Source organism: Bacillus cereus group sp. N12, assembly GCF_016483575.1.
GTDB classification, from domain to species: domain Bacteria; phylum Bacillota; class Bacilli; order Bacillales; family Bacillaceae_G; genus Bacillus_A; species Bacillus_A toyonensis.
Window position 1 is genome coordinate 43,155 of record NZ_JAEHBO010000011.1, and the last position, 16,641, is coordinate 59,795.

The following is a 16,641-nucleotide window of genomic DNA, read 5'->3' on the forward strand; positions in this document are numbered from 1 at the left end:
GTCCCTATAGGTCATAAAAAGTCCCGATTAGCGAAAAAAATAGAGTTACCGTCCTACATGAATCCCATTGTTTGTGAAATATTTCACAAGTTTATTCGTGAATAACATTTCATGAATTCAATATACATGAAATCATTTCATTTGTGTATGTCTAATTTGTGAAATATTTCACAAATTAAAATAATAAAAATGCACTGCTCCACATTAGCAGTGCATTTTTATTATGCTAGCGCTTGTGCTAAATCTTCAATTAAATCTTCACCATCTTCAATTCCGACAGAGATACGAATTAATGTATCTGTAATTCCTAATTCTTTACGACGATCTGCTGGGATTGATGCATGTGTCATTTGAGATGGGATAGAAATTAAACTTTCGACTGCTCCTAGGCTTTCAGCAAGTGTAAAGTATTGCAGTTTCTCAAGTACTTTATTTAATGTTTCCTCACTATCTACATCAAATGAGATGATAGCACCAAATCCGTTTGCTTGTTCTGTTGCTAATTCATGGTTTTGATGTGATTCAAGGCCTGGATAATATACTTTATTTACTTTTGGATGATTATTTAAGAATTCAGCAATTGCGCGTGAATTCGTTTCATGTTCTTCCATACGAATTCCTAATGTTTTTAAACCGCGAAGTAGTAAGAAGCTATCTTGTGGTCCAAGAATACCTCCCGTTGAGTTTTGTACAAAGTGAAGGTCTTCTGCTAGTTGTGGGCTATTTACCACTACTAGACCTGCAACTACGTCACTATGACCTCCTAAATATTTCGTTGCGCTATGAAGTACAATGTCTGCTCCTAAAGAAATCGGCGACTGCCAATATGGCGTCATGAATGTATTATCAATAATTGTTAATAAATCTTTCTCTTTAGCAAGAGTAGATATTTTCTTAATATCAGTAATTTTTAGTAGTGGATTCGTTGGTGTTTCCACATAGATCGCTTTCGTATTTGGACGAATTGCTTCTACAACTTCCTCTAAATTTGTTGTATCTACAAATGTATGCTCAATACCGAAGCGGTTTAATACTTTCGTAATAACACGATACGTTCCGCCATAAACATCATCTGTTAAAATAACGTGATCACCTTTTGAGAACAACATAATTGTTGCTGTAATAGCAGCCATTCCCGAACCAAATGCAAATCCAGCATGACCGTTTTCTAATACGGCAATCATTTCTTCTAAAGCTGCTCGTGTTGGGTTGCCTGTACGTGAATATTCATATCCTTGATGCTTACCAACTGCTTCTTGTTTATACGTACTTGTTTGATAAATCGGTACGTTTACAGATCCAGTTGAAGGTTCTCCTATGCGAATACCATGAATTAACTTTGTCTTTGCTCTCATTTTTTATTCCCATCCTTTGTATATGTCTTTACTTAAATAGCGCTCACTACTATCAGGAAAAATCGTTACAATATTTGTACCTGGTGTTGCTTTCTCTGCCTCCAGTAAACTTGCATGAAATGCTGCTCCTGAAGAGCTCCCAACTAAAAGTCCTTCTTTTTGCGCTAATTCTTTTACTCGTAAAAATGCATTTCGATCAGAAATCGTATGAATTTTATCAAAATAAGATGTTTTCAAAAATGGTGGAATAAATTCAAGACCAATTCCTTCTGTTTCATGTGAACCAGCTTTACCACCATTTAAAATAGATCCTTCTGGTTCTACAATAACTGTTTTAATATCTATATTTTTTTCTTTCAAATAAGATGCAGTTCCCATGAATGTACCGCCGGTTCCTGCTCCAGCAACAAATATGTTAATCTCTCCATTCAATGCATTCCAAAGTTCAGGACCTAATGTTTTGAAATAAGCACGTGGGTTTGCTTCATTCGCAAACTGACTTGGAGAGTATGAATTCGGTATTTCATTTACTAACTCTTTTGCTTTTGCAATTGCTCCGGTCATTCCTTGCTCAGTCGGTGTATGCACGACTGTTGCGCCTAGCGCTTTCATTAATTCTTGTTTCTCAATACTAAATTTCTCTGGTACACAAACAATAACGCGTAAATCATGTTCTAACGCTGCAAGTGCCAGTCCAATACCAGTATTCCCAGCAGTCGGTTCAATAATTGTTCCACCCTGCGTGACAAGCCCTTTTTCTAGTGCGTCTTCGATTAATTCTCTTCCTAAACGATCCTTAACGCTTCCACCTGGGTTATAAAATTCAAGCTTCGCAAATAAACGGACCCCTTCTGGAAGTGAAAACCGAGTAACTTCTACAATTGGTGTATGACCAATTAACTCATGAACTCCACGATATACATTCATCGTGTTCTCCCCCTTATTTGCCAATAAAGAAAAGGCAACTGTATGTATTTTCTTTATATGAGACAGTTGCCTTTTTGTTACATTACTTTAACTCTTCTAGTACTTTTACGATAAAGTTTGTAGAATGAAGGGCTGCTTGATCTAAAAATTGATCAAATGAAACATTTGATTCTTTACCAGCAATATCGGAAAGTGCGCGGATGATAACAAACGGAACTTCGTATTGGTGGCACACTTGTGCAACAGCTGCCGCTTCCATTTCTACTGCATAAAGATTTTCAAATTTATCACGAATTGCTGCAACGCGGTTCGGATCACTCATAAATGAATCACCTGTTGCAATCATACCTTTTACAACTTGAATATTTTCTTCAGCTTGCATACATTTCTCAGCTAATGCAACTAACGCCTCATCAGCTTTAAATCCAGGCGGCATTCCTGGTACTTGGCCATATTCATAGTTAAATGCTGTTACATCTACGTCATGGTGACGAACTTCTGTTGAAATAACTACATCTCCAACATTTAGAGAATGATGGAATCCACCAGCTGAACCAGTATTAATTACTTTTTCAGGCTTATATTTTTCTAATAAAATTGTCGTTGACATCGCTGCATTTACTTTACCAATACCAGACTTTAACAAGATTACTTCATGTCCTGCTAATAGTCCTTTCGTAAATTCACAACCCGCAACCGTTTCTGTTTTTGCTTGTTCTAATTTGTCACGTAAAATACGTACTTCTTCTTCCATTGCTCCAATTACAGCAATTCTCAATCTAATCCCTCTTTCTATTGCTTAGTTGCCTCCATTACCCAAACGAAATGATTTAATCTCGTAAACGTTACATGGAAGCCATTGTTTTCAAATATAGTCTGCATGATCGGAATACGTGTATAGTATTCCGTTTGCAAATCGTTTGCTAACTGGTGAAAACCTCTTTGTTTTGCTGTTTCAACAGTTTTATCATATGCATCTTGATCTGCAAATATCGTATCAGCAAACACTATTTTACCACCTTTGTTTAGCAATTGACTATACTTCGCAACAGCTACATTTTTTTCATCATCTGTTAAATGATGAAATGCATAGGTGCTTACAATGGTATCAACTGAATTCGGAACTTCAAACGAAAGAAAATCACCTTCTGTAATAAAAAATTCCTTTGGCAATTTCTCTTTTGCAATCATGCGCATTTCACGCGACGGTTCTATACCGTAAACTGTACGACCGGCAAGTAATAATTTATTTGTTAAATTGCCAGTACCAACACCAAATTCTAATACGTTACCAAATGACTTGTTAACTACATCCTCTAAAATGTCCTCATAATGGGCGAAAACTTCTTTATATTGTATATCTTCGCCTTGTACGAATGAGTCGTACGTATGAGCCCACTCATCAAATAAACCATTAAATTCTGTGCCCATAAAAATTCCCCTTTTTCTTATCGGTTTTATCAGTATGATATTCCCTCTTTCTAAAAATGTCAATTGAAATGCACATGGTATTTCCTTCTTTTCTTTGTTACACTGTAGTTGATTACATAGGAGAGGGGGCATCTTCATGTCATTTACCTTTGAAATGTTAGAAGATAAAATAGAATTTTTTGAAGCGGGAGACTTAGCTTCCTTAGAAAGAAAAATTAGTGAACAAATTGATAATAATAAAGCACTTATGCTTGAAGTTCATCACATCTCGCATCAAATGGTTATGGATCCTGAAAGCAAAAGACCGTATTACAGCGCGGTTGTTCATTTTAAATTAAAGAAATTACGCTAACTAAAAAAGAGAAGCTCCTAGGAGCTTCTCTTTTTTAGTTTAGAGTTTGAACAAGCACTGGTTTCCAGCCCTCATTCTCTACCCAATCAATATTTACATAATATTTTTTACCTGATTGCTTATCTTGTACGTTGCCGTAAGCTTTATTCTTACCGTTATTTCCGATTCTATGAATAACCAATTGCTCTACCGGAACGTCGATTGCAGCGGAAATCGCTTGATTCATCTCATTCCAATCTGCTGTACCTTTGTTAAACGTCATCGCAGGTGTTGCACCTTGCTCTGTACCTACTGGCTTCCAAGAAGGTTTCGTATAAGCATCTGTTGCCTTTGGCTGTGTTTTTTCAGCTGCCACTTTCTCATTAGCTTTCGCTTCTTCTTCAGCTTTTTGCTTTTCTTCTTCAGCCTTTTGCTTCTCTTCTTCTTCCTTCTTCTTAGCCTCTGCCTTCTCTTGTTCGTCCTTCTTCGTCTCTTCTTTACCTTTAGCTTTCTCAGCTTTATTTTCTTTTGTTGTTTGCTGAGCTACCTTTTTATCATTAGAAGACGCTTGCTCTTTTGTGTCAGGAACGAACAATTGATATGCTACAATAGCTACTGCCACTAATACAATAGCGATTGCAATATTTAAAACACCGTTTTGACGACGTTTTTGTTGTTTCTGTTGGAATCTAGATCCTCCTGCCATTCTTCAAACCTCCATGCAGTTTTTCATACTTGCTATTGTAACATTAAATCTAGAAAGGTTGAACATTTACAATAATATTTTCATGAAATGAAAACATTTCACTATGAATTGCAAGATTACTTTTCATTCTCTAATCGATGGATTTCTTCTACGATATCTTTGAAAATGGATGTGACTTTATTTACACTGCTGTCCGTTTCTATATCAACGACAACTAAAGCATATCTTGGATTTTCATATGGAAAATAACCTGCAAACCAGCGATTGACCTTCATCCCTTTTCCTGTTTGTGCTGTCCCAGATTTTCCAGCGACACTTAGTGGCAACGACCTGAATGCTGCTCCTGTTCCTTTCTCTGTTATTACAACGCCTCTTAATAACTCTTGTAATGTTTTTACTGTTTCATAAGAAAGCTGTTTTCCATTTAATTTATGGTTTTCAAATGTAAAAAAGTCACTTCCATTTTTATACACTATTTTTTTAACAGCTTTCACTTCCATTTTTTCTCCATTCCTAGCAATCGTCGCCATCATATTAGCGATTGCTAGAGGTGATATACGTACATCTTTCTGTCCAATTGCTGTTTGCGCTACCGCTTTTTTACTAGTCTTATTTTCCTCACTCCCCCAGATAATAGCACTCTTCTCCTCTGGCATTTGCTCGAAACGCGATGTATGAAATACCGAACCGTTCCAACCAACCTTTCCAACTGCTCCTAAAGCCGCTACGTACGTTTCTAACACCATCTTATCCTTTTGTATTAGCTCGTTACCTAACTGTGAGAATGCCCTGTTACAGCTTCTAGCAAAGCTCCCTTTAAAACTAAGTGTTCCCATCAAAACTTGTGGGTCGTTTTCACCATATAAATCTTTATTACAATTAAATGTGCGATTCAATACATTTATATTTTGATCAATCGCTGCCGTTGCAACTACTGTTTTAAAAACAGAACCAGGAAAATGCGGTGTTAACATTTGATTTTCAAGTGTAGCTTTATATAATCTTTCGTTTTTAACCTGTAAAGATGGTTTGCTAACCATCGCTAGTATTTCATTTGTTTTTACATCAAGTAATACTAATCCCCCCTTCTTTATTTCACTTTTTTCAATTGTCTCTTCAGCTTTTTGCTGCAACTCTTTATGTAAAGTAGTTTGAATTGTAACTGGATAAAATGGATTTCCTGGCGAAGTGTATTTCGCCTGTTTTCCAAAAATCGGTTCTCCTTGCCGGTCCACTTGATACAATACTTTTGCCTCTCCATCAGTTAATAAAAATTCATCAAAAGATTGCTGTAATCCCGAAATACCAATTGGCGTTTGTTTTGAAATTTTTTCTACTTCTCCATATCGCTTTTGGAATTCTCGTTCATTCTCCCCCACTTCACCCACTAAATGATTTGTCCCTCCAGTTTGTTTTAATCGAACTTCAGCCGCTACAATGCCCAATACATTTAATTGATTAATCTTCTCCATCTGCTCTCGTACTAAAGGAAATGGCTCATTTCCTCTTTGGAGTATAAATGCATTTTTTTTATCTTTCATTTGTATTTTGATCTCTTGTCTCGACACACCAATGATATGCGCAATTTTCTTTAACATGTCATTTTTTATTTGTAAAAAAGGAAAAATAATTAAAACTGGGTATTTCTCTTCACCAATTTCTTTATCATTCCGATCTGTAAAATGTCCTCTTCCATTATCTACTGTAAGTGATTGTGTTCGTTGCGTAACGCTTCTTTCGATTAAATTAATATTTCGATCAGTAAAAGATTCAGTATCTATAATCTGTATTTGGAGTAAACGACAAAGTAATAAAAACATCACACATATAAAACAAATTAAAGCAACTGTAATTCTCCGTCTTATTTTCATAAAAAAACACCTCGTCTATTATAGTTTGGACGAGGTGTTTAACCTTTTATACAAATAAAAAAACCACTCGTTTTTACACGAGTGATTTTTATTATTTAACAGAGATAATCTCTACTTGCATTTCTCCGCCTGGCGTTTGAATTGCTACCTTCTCACCAATTTGCTTACCTAATAAGCTCTTTGCGATTGGAGAATCGTTAGAAATTCTTCCTTCGAATGGGTCAGCTTCCGCGCTACCTACGATTGTGTAAGCTTCTTCATCTCCATTTGGTAATTCTTTAAATGTTACTGTTTTACCTAATGTAACGACAGTAGATTCTTCGCCATTATCTTCGATGATAACTGCGTTACGAATCATGTTTTCTAATTGTGTAATACGTCCTTCTACGAACGCTTGCTCATCTTTCGCTGCATCGTACTCAGAGTTCTCAGAAAGATCGCCGAAGCTACGCGCGATTTTAATACGCTCTACTACTTCTTTACGTCTTACTGTTTTTAATTGCTCAACTTCGTTCTCTAATTTTTGCTTACCCTCTTGCGTCATAGGGTATGTTTTTTCTGTTGACATATTTTCCACTCCTTTTATATACCAATCCCCCGAAAAAAGAGGAGTTCCATATGAAAACTCCTCCGCTTCCATTGTTAGCGGAGGTTTCTAGTACCCTTGCACTAGCGGAGTTGTCACATACAACCCCGTATTTCCAATTCTTCTTTTAAAGAAGATATGTATGGAAAGTTGATATAAATATGCCCTCACCTATATATAGATGAGGTTGCATGCTTCATTGTATTCGATAGGAAGGGAAAAAATCCCTTCCTATCGTATATCTTTTACTATGCTATTACAAATTTACTTTTTGTTCAAGAATTGTTGCAATTTTTGTCACCATAATATCAATTGCAACATGGTTTTGTCCACCTTCAGGGATAATAATATCCGCAAATTTCTTAGAAGGCTCAATAAATTGATTGTGCATTGGACGCACAACAGTTACGTATTGATCAATAACTGAATCCATCGTACGACCGCGCTCTTTAATATCACGCTGCATGCGGCGCAGGATACGAAGATCTGCATCTGTATCAACGAATAACTTAATGTCCATCAACTCACAAAGACGTGGGTCTTCTAAAATAAGAATTCCTTCTAAAATGATTACATCTTTCGGCTCAACTGGAATAATTTCTTCTGAACGCGTATGCAATGTATAGTCATATACAGGCTTATCAATTTGCTCATATGCAAGCAACTGCTGCAAATGTTCAATTAACAGATCATTATCAAACGCAAGCGGATGATCATAATTTGTTTTTAAACGCTCTTCCATCGGTAAATGGCTTTGATCTTTGTAATAATAATCTTGCTCCAAGATTAAAATGGAATGACCTTTAAAATGGTCAAAAATCGCTTTCGTTACACTTGTTTTTCCTGATCCTGAACCACCAGCGATTCCAATTACAACAGGCTTATTCGTCCCCATTCGACTACCACTCTTTCTTATTGAAGTATGTTTTTGCGCATCATATTATTCACATACACTGGTTGATCCACTTTGAATTTCACGATTTGCAACGGATGTCTCGCTGCATCTAATTCGTTTCCATCCTCATCCCAAATTTTCTCCACCGTCTGCGTAAAGTTTTCTATTTCTGGTCCAAAGAACTCCACTTCATGTCCTGGTTTGAAGTGATTACGTTGCTCAAGCGTTACGATGCCCGTTTCTTCATTATAATCTAACACTAAACCAGCAAAATCATACGTTGTTTTCTTACTATGATTTCCAAACATTTGCTCTTGATGTCCTGGAACCCCTTCAAAGAATGCAGGAGCTGTATCACGATTTGCACATTTATCAAGCTCATCTAACCATTCTTGTTTAAACTCAAAGTTATCCGGATCCGCACAATACGCATCAATTACTTTGCGATATACAGTTGCTACAGTCGCTACGTAATGGATAGATTTCATACGTCCTTCAACTTTTAAGCTATCAATTCCAATTTCAATCATTTTCGGAATTGACAAGATTAAATTTAAATCTTTTGGACTCATCGCAAAGTGAGCATCTTCTTCTTGGAATAAAGGAAGCTCTTTTGCATCTTTATGTTGTGATACCGTTTGAACTAAGTCATAGTCCCAGCGACAAGATTGACAACAACCACCACGGTTAGAGTCACGCGCTGTCATATGGTTACTTAATGTACATCTTCCTGAATATGCGATACACATTGCACCATGGACGAATGCTTCAATTTCAATGTCCACTTTGTCTTTAATTTCTTTCATTTCTTCATAGCTTGCTTCACGAGCTAATACAAGACGATGTAAACCTTCTTCTTTCCAATACTGTGCTGCTTTCCAGTTGGATAGCGATTGTTGTGTACTTAAATGCACCTCAACAGAAGGCGCTACACGTTTACACGTCTCAATAATAAGCGGATCTGCAACGATAATTCCCGTTACACCAGCTTTTTCAATCCCTTTTAAATATTCCTCTAGCCCGTCCATATTTTCATTATGTGCGAAAATATTTGTTGTTACGTATATTTTCGCTCCATATTTCTTTGCAAATTCAACGCCTTCTGCCATATCTTCTAGCGTAAAGTTACCTGCATTAGAACGAAGACCAAATTCTTGTCCACCTAAATATACAGCATCTGCCCCATAATGGATAGCTACTTTTAATTTTTCTAAGTTACCCGCAGGGATTAACAGTTCAGGTTTCTTCACAATAACGCGCTTGCCATCGATCACTCGTGAAATTTCTTGTACAGTCATTTCCTACACCCTCCTCGTTTAGTAAACCGTTTCTTTAAAGAAGAATCCTGTATCTAATGGACGATTTACTGGTTGCATTTCTTCTATTTCTTTATATAGATCATCTTTCACGTCATAATACGCATCACGATCTTCCACACACAAATCAATCGCTTGACGATATTTCTTCGTTACTTCAATAATGTATTCAGAGCTTTTTAGTACACCATCGATTTTTAAGCTATCAACTTCAGCCTCAATTAGTTCCTCTAATTCATCGATGAAACAAATATCATTCGGACTCATAATGTGAGTACCATTTTCATCTTCATAAATTGGATATTTATTGTTACGCTCTGGGTCATACAAGAACATATTCTCTTCATATTTTTTCTTTTCAATGTCAAGATTACGTCCTTGATACTCAAAGTAGTTTCCTACTAACGAACGCTTCGATTGGAACATACAAGTCATACCGTGAATTTGCACTTCAAGTTCCACTTCAGCATTTTCTTTTAAATCAACAATTTCATCTAAGCTAAGCTCACGAGCTAATACAGCACGCTTCGCTCCTCTTTGACCCCAGTAGTTACAAGTGAACCAATTTGTTGCTGTCGTTTCTGTATTCCAGTGCAGTTGCATATTTGGTGCTACTTCACGAACAGCCATTAATACCGCTGGATCTCCGAAGACAATTGCATCTACATGTACTTCGTTTAAAAATGCAACGTAATCTGTTAATTCTTCTACTTTATCATTATGGAACATAGCATTCATTGCTACGTATACTTTCACACCATTTTCATGTGCAATTTTAACAGATTTTTTTACATCTTCACGTGAAAATTCCCCTGCTAAACGTAAACCAAACTTTTGTTCACCGATCATTACTGCATCTGCTCCTGCTTTCGCAAGAGGTTCGATATCCGCCACCGCTCTTGGCGTTACTAACAATTCAGGTTTCTTCATACCTTGGTCATCCTCTCTTTTTACTAACAGCTACTCCATCTCCAATTGGGAAAATCGTTGTATCATATCCTTCATGGTTCATAAGCCATTCATTGTACGTCTTAATACGACGGATTAAACCACGTGTACGTCTATTTTCAATTTTCTCTTTTGTCGTTACAAGACCATGGTACATAACATTATCTGAAATAATTACGCCACCAGGGTTTAATAACGGTTCATATAAGTCAAAAAAGCGACGATATTGTCCTTTTGCTGCATCAATAAAAATAACGTCAAATGTTCCGTGTTCTTTTACTTGTTCACCCGTCTCTAACGCATCACCGTATATAACTGAAATACGTTCTTTTACTGGGGAACGTTCTATATATTCAAGTGCTTTTTCATATCGTTCACGATTGCGCTCAACTGTCACAATGCGTGAATTTGGAATAGCTTGCATCATACGAATACTAGAATAGCCAATTGCTGTACCAAGCTCTAAAATGCTTTTCGGTCCAATTAAACGTAAAAATTGCAGCATAAATTCCATTCCAAGTCGATCCATAATCGGCACATGATTTTCTGTTGCATATTCTTCCATTTCAAGAATTAATTTATCTTTTGGATCAATAAATGATAATAGGTACTCGTTAACTGCATCCTCCATAAATGGTCCTCCTTATTTACATGGAGAAGTGCCTCTATGACGTCTTTTCACACATAGAATGCAATAAAAATACAAGCCAGCTTTACCCTTAGCTTGTACGTCCCGTTTTGATATTAAAAACGATTCTTCTGCCAGTTTTTAACCCGATATATTTTACCACAAAAAAGAGGGATGTGCGACCTTTTTCGCTATCCCTCCCCATTTCACTGTTTTTTCGTAATATATTTTTGCTTTAATGCATTATGCTCTTCTAATGTTTTCGCATAGTACACTTCACCACTTGGTGCAGCTAAGAAATAATAATAATCTGTTTGCGCAGGTTCTAACGCAGCTTCCACTGAATGTTTACCAGAGTTCGCAATCGGTCCAACTGGTAATCCTTTTACAACATACGTATTATACGGTGAATTCACCTTTAAATCCTCGTATAATACACGTTGCTTATGCTTTCCAAGCGCGTATAATACCGTTGGATCTGTTTGAAGGGGCATACCTTTTGCTAAGCGATTATAAAAAACACTAGAAATCTTTTGGCGATCTGTAAAACCAGTCGCCTCTTCTTCAATCAGTGAAGACAATGTTAAAAGCTGATGAACATCCCAGTTCTTCGCTTTCATTTTCGCCTCGTTTTGAACAATGATTGCATTTGTTTTCTCAAGCATTGGAATTACGATTTCTTCTAACGTTGTATCTTTCTTATAGAACGAATACGTCGCAGGATATAAATACCCTTCTAATGGATATTTAATATTACTATCAAAGATTTTATCCGTTAATAACTTCGGATACTTTTGCTGCATTTTTTGAATAAATGCTTTATCGTTTAATTGACGCGTAACATCATCTTTATTCCACTTTAATTCACTCGCAACCGTTTCTGCAATTTCAGTTACTTGCGCTCCTTCTTTTATCGTCACTTTATACAGAGCTGGACGATGTACATTACCAGATGACATTTGTTCAATGACATCTGAGGCACTCATTGAAGGATTTAATAAATATGTACCAGCTTGTAAGTTTTTTGATTTAGCCTTTGTATAAAAGCTAAAAACTGTACCGTTTTTCACAGCACCCTTTTCTTCTAAAATTTCACCAATTTTACTAGTAGATGATCCTTTCGGAATTTCTACTTCAATCTCTTTTTTATTCCCGCTATCAACTGGTCCTAATGCCGATGAAATATACGCATAGACTGAACCACAAACTAAAAGCAGTGCAATAATCGAAAATAAAAAAATGCGTCTACGCTTCTTTTTCACTTGATTCTCTATCAAAACTCTTCCTCCTTATTCAATTGTAGGCCATATGTACGTCTTTCTATACAACACGATGAAAAATCACAATAAACTTACCTATCATTTTTTGACAGATATTTTATTTTTCTACAATCCGTCTCATTATACTACAAAGGATTACACAGTTTCGACAAAAAATCTTTCATTTTACATATAAAAAAAGATGGACTATATATCGTCCATCTTCTCAGTACTTATTATTCAGCTTCTTGCTCATCAGCTAGAGTGTTGAACATTTCTTGTACCATTTCCCACTCTTCTTCAGATTCGATTGGAAGTAAAGTTCCGCCCTCTTCTTCATTTTGCTCATAAGCCATTGCATCATAAATTTGGTCTCCATCTTCGTCTACTTCACCGATTGGAGAGAAGACTACATATGATTTTTTGCCAAATTTTTCAGCATCAAAAGTGAAAACAATCTCACATAAATGTTCGTTACCTTTTTCGTCTACAATTGTAATTTGATTTTCTTCCATTTTGGTCACCTCTTATTTACTATCTAAAAATCCTTGTAAGATTACGACTGCAGCCATCTTATCGATTACTTGCTTTCGCTTCTTACGACTTACATCAGCTGAAATGAGTAGACGCTCCGCCGCCATCGTCGACAAACGCTCGTCCCACATTACAACGTCTAATTGTAACAGCTCTCGTAGGTTTTCTGCAAATTGCTGGCACGCTTCACCACGTGGGCCAATTGTACCATTCATATTTTTAGGTAAACCTACTACTATTTTGTCCACATTGTACTGCTTTACTAACTCAGAAATACGGTCAAAACCAAAGTGACCTCGTTCTTCGTTAATCTTGATTGTTTCCAATCCTTGTGCTGTCCAGCCCATTTCGTCGCTCATTGCAACTCCGACTGTTTTTGTACCTACATCTAAACCTAATATCCGCATAAACTACTCCTCACGATGATGTTTCAAGTAAGACTTCACAAGCTCTTCAATTATCTCATCACGTTCAAGTTTGCGAACGATGCTTCGTGCATCTTTATGGCGAGGTATGTATGCTGGATCTCCACTTAATAAATAACCGACGATTTGGTTAATCGGATTATAGCCTTTTTCTTGAAGTGCATCATACACAGTTAAAAGTACATCATTTACATGGACACTCTGTTTTTCATCTTGAATGCTAAACTTCATTGTTTTATCAAAACCGTCCATTTCAAGCACCTCACTTATATAGTAAGTATAGGGAGAAGAACTTCTCCTCTCCCTACCATTGTACACTACTATCTCTTTATTTTGAAACAGATTTAACGTACTCTTGTACAAATGCTAAAGCTTCTTCAACTTGTGCTGGGTTTTTACCGCCCGCTTGAGCCATATCAGGACGGCCACCACCGCCACCGCCACAACGAGAAGCTACTTCTTTCACAAGTTTACCAGCATGGTAACCTTGGCTAATTAAATCTTTCGTTACGCCAGCTAAAATGTTTACTTTATCGTCATTTACAGACACTAATACAACAACTGCAGACTCTATTTTATTTTTAAGGTCATCCATCATCGTACGTAAGTTGTTCATATCTGCAACATTTACTTTCGCTGCTAATACGTTTACGCCATCAACTGTCATTACTGAATCAGTTAAGTTTCCAGCTTCGATATTGCTTAATTTTGCAGCAAGAGATTCATTTTCTTTTTGAAGTTGTTTCACTTCAGCAAATAAGCCATCAACTCTCGTTAAAATATCTTTCGGATTTGTTTTCATTTTTCCTGCTGCTTCTTTTAATAAACCTACTTGATCGTTCATTAATTCGTATGCAGACTTACCAGTTACCGCCTCAATACGACGAGTTCCTGCACCGATACCAGACTCAGCAACGATTTTGAAAATACCGATAGAAGCTGTGTTATCAACGTGACAACCACCGCAAAGCTCTAAGCTGTAATCGCCTACTTGTACAACGCGTACAACATCACCGTATTTTTCACCGAATAATGCCATTGCACCCATTTCTTTCGCTTCTTCGATTGATTTTTGAGAAATCTCAACGTTAATACTTTCCCAAATTTTCTCGTTTACGATACGCTCAATTTTTTCTAATTCGTCAGCTTGTACTTGACCGAAGTGAGAGAAGTCAAAGCGTAAACGTTCAGAAGTTACAAGAGAACCTGCTTGGTTAACATGCGTTCCAAGTACATCTTTTAACGCTTGGTGTAGTAAGTGAGTTGCTGTATGGTTTTTCACAACGCTACTACGGTTTTTCGTATCGATAACAGCTTTTACAGCCGCACCTTTCGTTAATGTACCTTCTTCCACAACTACTTTGTGTAAGTTTTGACCATTTGGTGCTTTTTGTACATCTTTTACAACAACTTTCACGCCATCAGCAAGAAGGTAACCACGGTCTGCAATTTGTCCGCCGCTCTCAGCATAGAATGGTGTTACATCAAGCATTAACTGTCCTTCTTCACCTGCTTGTAAGCTATCTGTATACTCACCGTTTTTCACAAGTGCAACAATGTTACTTTCTGTTGCAACTGTACCGTAACCAACGAATTCGCTCGCTACTTTAACTTCACCAAGTACACCGCCTTGAACTTGCATAGAATCAACGTCTTGACGAGCAGCACGTGCACGCTCACGTTGTTTTTCCATTTCAGCTTCAAAACCTTTATGGTCAACTGTCATACCAGCTTCTTCTGCATATTCTTCTGTTAATTCAATTGGGAAACCGTACGTGTCGTATAAACGGAACGCATCTACGCCAGAAATAACAGTTGTTTTTTCTTCTTTCGCTTTTGCAATAACTTCAGCCAAAATAGCTTCACCATCATGAAGTGTTTCGTGGAAGCGTTCTTCTTCATTTTTCACAACTTTTGCGATGAAATCTTTCTTTTCCAGTACTTCTGGATAGAAGTCTTTCATTACTTCTCCAACAACCGGTACTAATTCAAACATGAATGGACGGTTGATGTTTAATTTCTTAGAATAACGAACAGCACGGCGTAATAAACGACGTAATACATAACCACGGCCTTCGTTAGATGGAAGAGCACCGTCACCAACAGCGAATGTTACTGTACGAATATGGTCAGCAATGACTTTAAACGCCATATCTTTTTCTAAGTCTCCATTACGATACTTCTCACCAGAAATTGATTCTGTTGCACCAATCATTGGCATGAATAGATCCGTATCAAAGTTCGTAGGTACATCTTGAACGATAGATGTCATACGCTCTAGACCCATCCCTGTATCAATGTTCTTCTTAGGAAGTGGTGTATATGAACCGTCTGGATTATGGTTAAATTGAGAGAATACAAGGTTCCATACTTCTAAGTAACGCTCGTTTTCTCCGCCCGGATATAATTCTGGGTCACTAAAGTCATTACCGTAAGCTTCCCCGCGATCATAGAAAATCTCTGTATTCGGTCCACTTGGTCCTTCACCGATATCCCAGAAGTTTTCTTCTAAGCGGATGATACGCTCTTTTGGAACACCCATTTTCTCATTCCAAATTGTAAATGCTTCTTCATCTTCCGGATGGATTGTAACTGATAGTAATTCTTTATCGAATCCAATCCACTTGTCGCTCGTTAAAAATTCCCAAGCCCAAGTAATTGCTTCTTCTTTGAAGTAATCACCGATCGAGAAGTTCCCTAACATTTCAAAGAATGTATGGTGACGAGCTGTTTTCCCTACGTTTTCAATATCGTTTGTACGAATTGATTTTTGAGCATTTGTAATACGTGGATTTTGCGGGATTACGCGTCCATCAAAATATTTTTTTAATGTTGCTACACCACTGTTAATCCATAGAAGAGATGGATCTTCATGTGGAACTAGTGATGCACTAGGTTCTACTGCATGTCCTTTTTCTTGGAAAAAGTCTAAAAACATTTGACGAATTTGTGCGCCTGTTAGTTGTTTCATTGTATTTTCCTCCTTAAATATAAAAAACTCCCGCCCCTATAAAAGGGACGAGAGTTAACTCGCGATACCACCCTAATTATGAATTGATTATTATAACAATCAATTCATCACCTCATGGTGCCGTAACGTGGCAAGACGGCAGTGATTAGCTGCTCTCAGGATTAGCTTTCTGTTACCCTTCATTTAAAGCTCCTTTCAGCCAGTGGAAGCTTCTCTCTACAAATGGACTGTAACGTACTTGTTCCGTCATTGATTTAATGTATTATATGACTAAATATAATAGAATTCTCTTAAGTTTGTCAATGTAGATAATCATTTATATTGTATCAATTGTTTATTACTCATAGTTATTCTACTATTCATTCTTAACAGCCTTTCAATATATTATGCATTTATTACTAAATAGGAATCTCCTCACAAAAAATACTTTATACAAATTTCTAAATATTACATTATTT

Annotated in this window: 17 protein-coding genes and 1 other annotated feature; of the genes, 1 reads left to right on the plus strand and 16 read right to left on the minus strand. The window is 36.8% G+C overall.

Going from position 1 to position 16,641, the window contains the following annotated elements; genetic code table 11:
• Positions 1–221: 221 nt before the first annotated feature.
• The 4 genes from JDS92_RS08595 to JDS92_RS08610 all read right to left on the minus strand — a co-directional run bounded on the left by JDS92_RS08595 (position 222) and on the right by JDS92_RS08610 (position 3,713).
• The gene (locus tag JDS92_RS08595; protein WP_001201921.1) at positions 222–1,355 is read right to left on the minus strand and encodes a bifunctional cystathionine gamma-lyase/homocysteine desulfhydrase; all 1,134 of its coding nucleotides are present in this window, start codon (positions 1,353–1,355) and stop codon (positions 222–224) included.
• 3 nt (positions 1,356–1,358) lie between these two features.
• Positions 1,359–2,282 (minus strand): O-acetylserine dependent cystathionine beta-synthase, encoded by a 924-nt coding sequence (locus tag JDS92_RS08600; RefSeq protein ID WP_199631817.1) that lies wholly within the window; start codon positions 2,280–2,282, stop codon positions 1,359–1,361.
• Between the two features lie 82 nt (positions 2,283–2,364).
• Complete coding sequence (gene mtnN / locus JDS92_RS08605; RefSeq protein WP_001217044.1) at positions 2,365–3,060, minus strand: 5'-methylthioadenosine/S-adenosylhomocysteine nucleosidase; 696 nt, start codon at positions 3,058–3,060, stop codon at positions 2,365–2,367.
• A gap of 14 nt (positions 3,061–3,074) precedes the next feature.
• Positions 3,075–3,713, minus strand: coding sequence for a class I SAM-dependent DNA methyltransferase (locus tag JDS92_RS08610; protein WP_199631818.1), 639 nt, complete (start codon positions 3,711–3,713; stop codon positions 3,075–3,077).
• 136 nt (positions 3,714–3,849) lie between these two features.
• Between JDS92_RS08610 and JDS92_RS08615 the strand changes: the two genes are divergently transcribed.
• A complete protein-coding gene (locus JDS92_RS08615) occupies positions 3,850–4,065 on the plus strand; it encodes a YrzA family protein (protein WP_000010979.1) in 216 nt (71 codons plus the stop codon).
• A gap of 34 nt (positions 4,066–4,099) precedes the next feature.
• On the opposite strand, the gene JDS92_RS08620 is transcribed toward JDS92_RS08615, so the two are convergent.
• From JDS92_RS08620 to alaS, 12 genes are all read right to left on the minus strand, one after another.
• Entirely contained in the window at positions 4,100–4,750 is a 651-nt protein-coding gene (locus JDS92_RS08620; protein WP_000897105.1) for a YrrS family protein, read from the minus strand.
• A 116-nt stretch (positions 4,751–4,866) separates the two neighbouring features.
• A complete protein-coding gene (locus tag JDS92_RS08625) occupies positions 4,867–6,621 on the minus strand; it encodes a peptidoglycan D,D-transpeptidase FtsI family protein (protein WP_098710854.1) in 1,755 nt (584 codons plus the stop codon).
• 91 nt (positions 6,622–6,712) lie between these two features.
• Entirely contained in the window at positions 6,713–7,189 is a 477-nt protein-coding gene (gene greA, locus JDS92_RS08630) for a transcription elongation factor GreA (RefSeq protein WP_000102593.1), read from the minus strand.
• Positions 7,190–7,463: 274 nt separating this feature from the next.
• Positions 7,464–8,102, minus strand: a complete 639-nt coding sequence (gene udk, locus JDS92_RS08635; RefSeq protein WP_000537080.1) for a uridine kinase — start codon at positions 8,100–8,102, stop codon at positions 7,464–7,466.
• Positions 8,103–8,119: 17 nt separating this feature from the next.
• A complete protein-coding gene (locus tag JDS92_RS08640) occupies positions 8,120–9,400 on the minus strand; it encodes a peptidase U32 family protein (RefSeq protein WP_000217960.1) in 1,281 nt (426 codons plus the stop codon).
• An 18-nt stretch (positions 9,401–9,418) separates the two neighbouring features.
• The gene (locus JDS92_RS08645) at positions 9,419–10,348 is read right to left on the minus strand and encodes a peptidase U32 family protein (RefSeq protein ID WP_000742797.1); all 930 of its coding nucleotides are present in this window, start codon (positions 10,346–10,348) and stop codon (positions 9,419–9,421) included.
• A gap of 7 nt (positions 10,349–10,355) precedes the next feature.
• Positions 10,356–10,997: an O-methyltransferase gene (locus JDS92_RS08650; protein WP_000389100.1), complete on the minus strand. Its 642-nt coding sequence runs from the start codon at positions 10,995–10,997 to the stop codon at positions 10,356–10,358.
• A gap of 203 nt (positions 10,998–11,200) precedes the next feature.
• Positions 11,201–12,271, minus strand: a complete 1,071-nt coding sequence (mltG, locus tag JDS92_RS08655; RefSeq protein WP_000572128.1) for an endolytic transglycosylase MltG — start codon at positions 12,269–12,271, stop codon at positions 11,201–11,203.
• A 218-nt stretch (positions 12,272–12,489) separates the two neighbouring features.
• Positions 12,490–12,768, minus strand: a complete 279-nt coding sequence (locus JDS92_RS08660) for a DUF1292 domain-containing protein (protein WP_000392249.1) — start codon at positions 12,766–12,768, stop codon at positions 12,490–12,492.
• Between the two features lie 12 nt (positions 12,769–12,780).
• On the minus strand, positions 12,781–13,194 hold the full coding sequence (ruvX, locus tag JDS92_RS08665) for a Holliday junction resolvase RuvX (RefSeq protein ID WP_001221202.1): 414 nt from the start codon (positions 13,192–13,194) through the stop codon (positions 12,781–12,783).
• A 3-nt stretch (positions 13,195–13,197) separates the two neighbouring features.
• Complete coding sequence (locus JDS92_RS08670; protein ID WP_000348591.1) at positions 13,198–13,464, minus strand: IreB family regulatory phosphoprotein; 267 nt, start codon at positions 13,462–13,464, stop codon at positions 13,198–13,200.
• Positions 13,465–13,540: 76 nt separating this feature from the next.
• Positions 13,541–16,183: an alanine--tRNA ligase gene (gene alaS / locus JDS92_RS08675; protein WP_199631819.1), complete on the minus strand. Its 2,643-nt coding sequence runs from the start codon at positions 16,181–16,183 to the stop codon at positions 13,541–13,543.
• A gap of 40 nt (positions 16,184–16,223) precedes the next feature.
• Positions 16,224–16,442: a binding site (T-box leader), on the minus strand.
• Between the last annotated feature and the right edge of the window lie 199 nt (positions 16,443–16,641).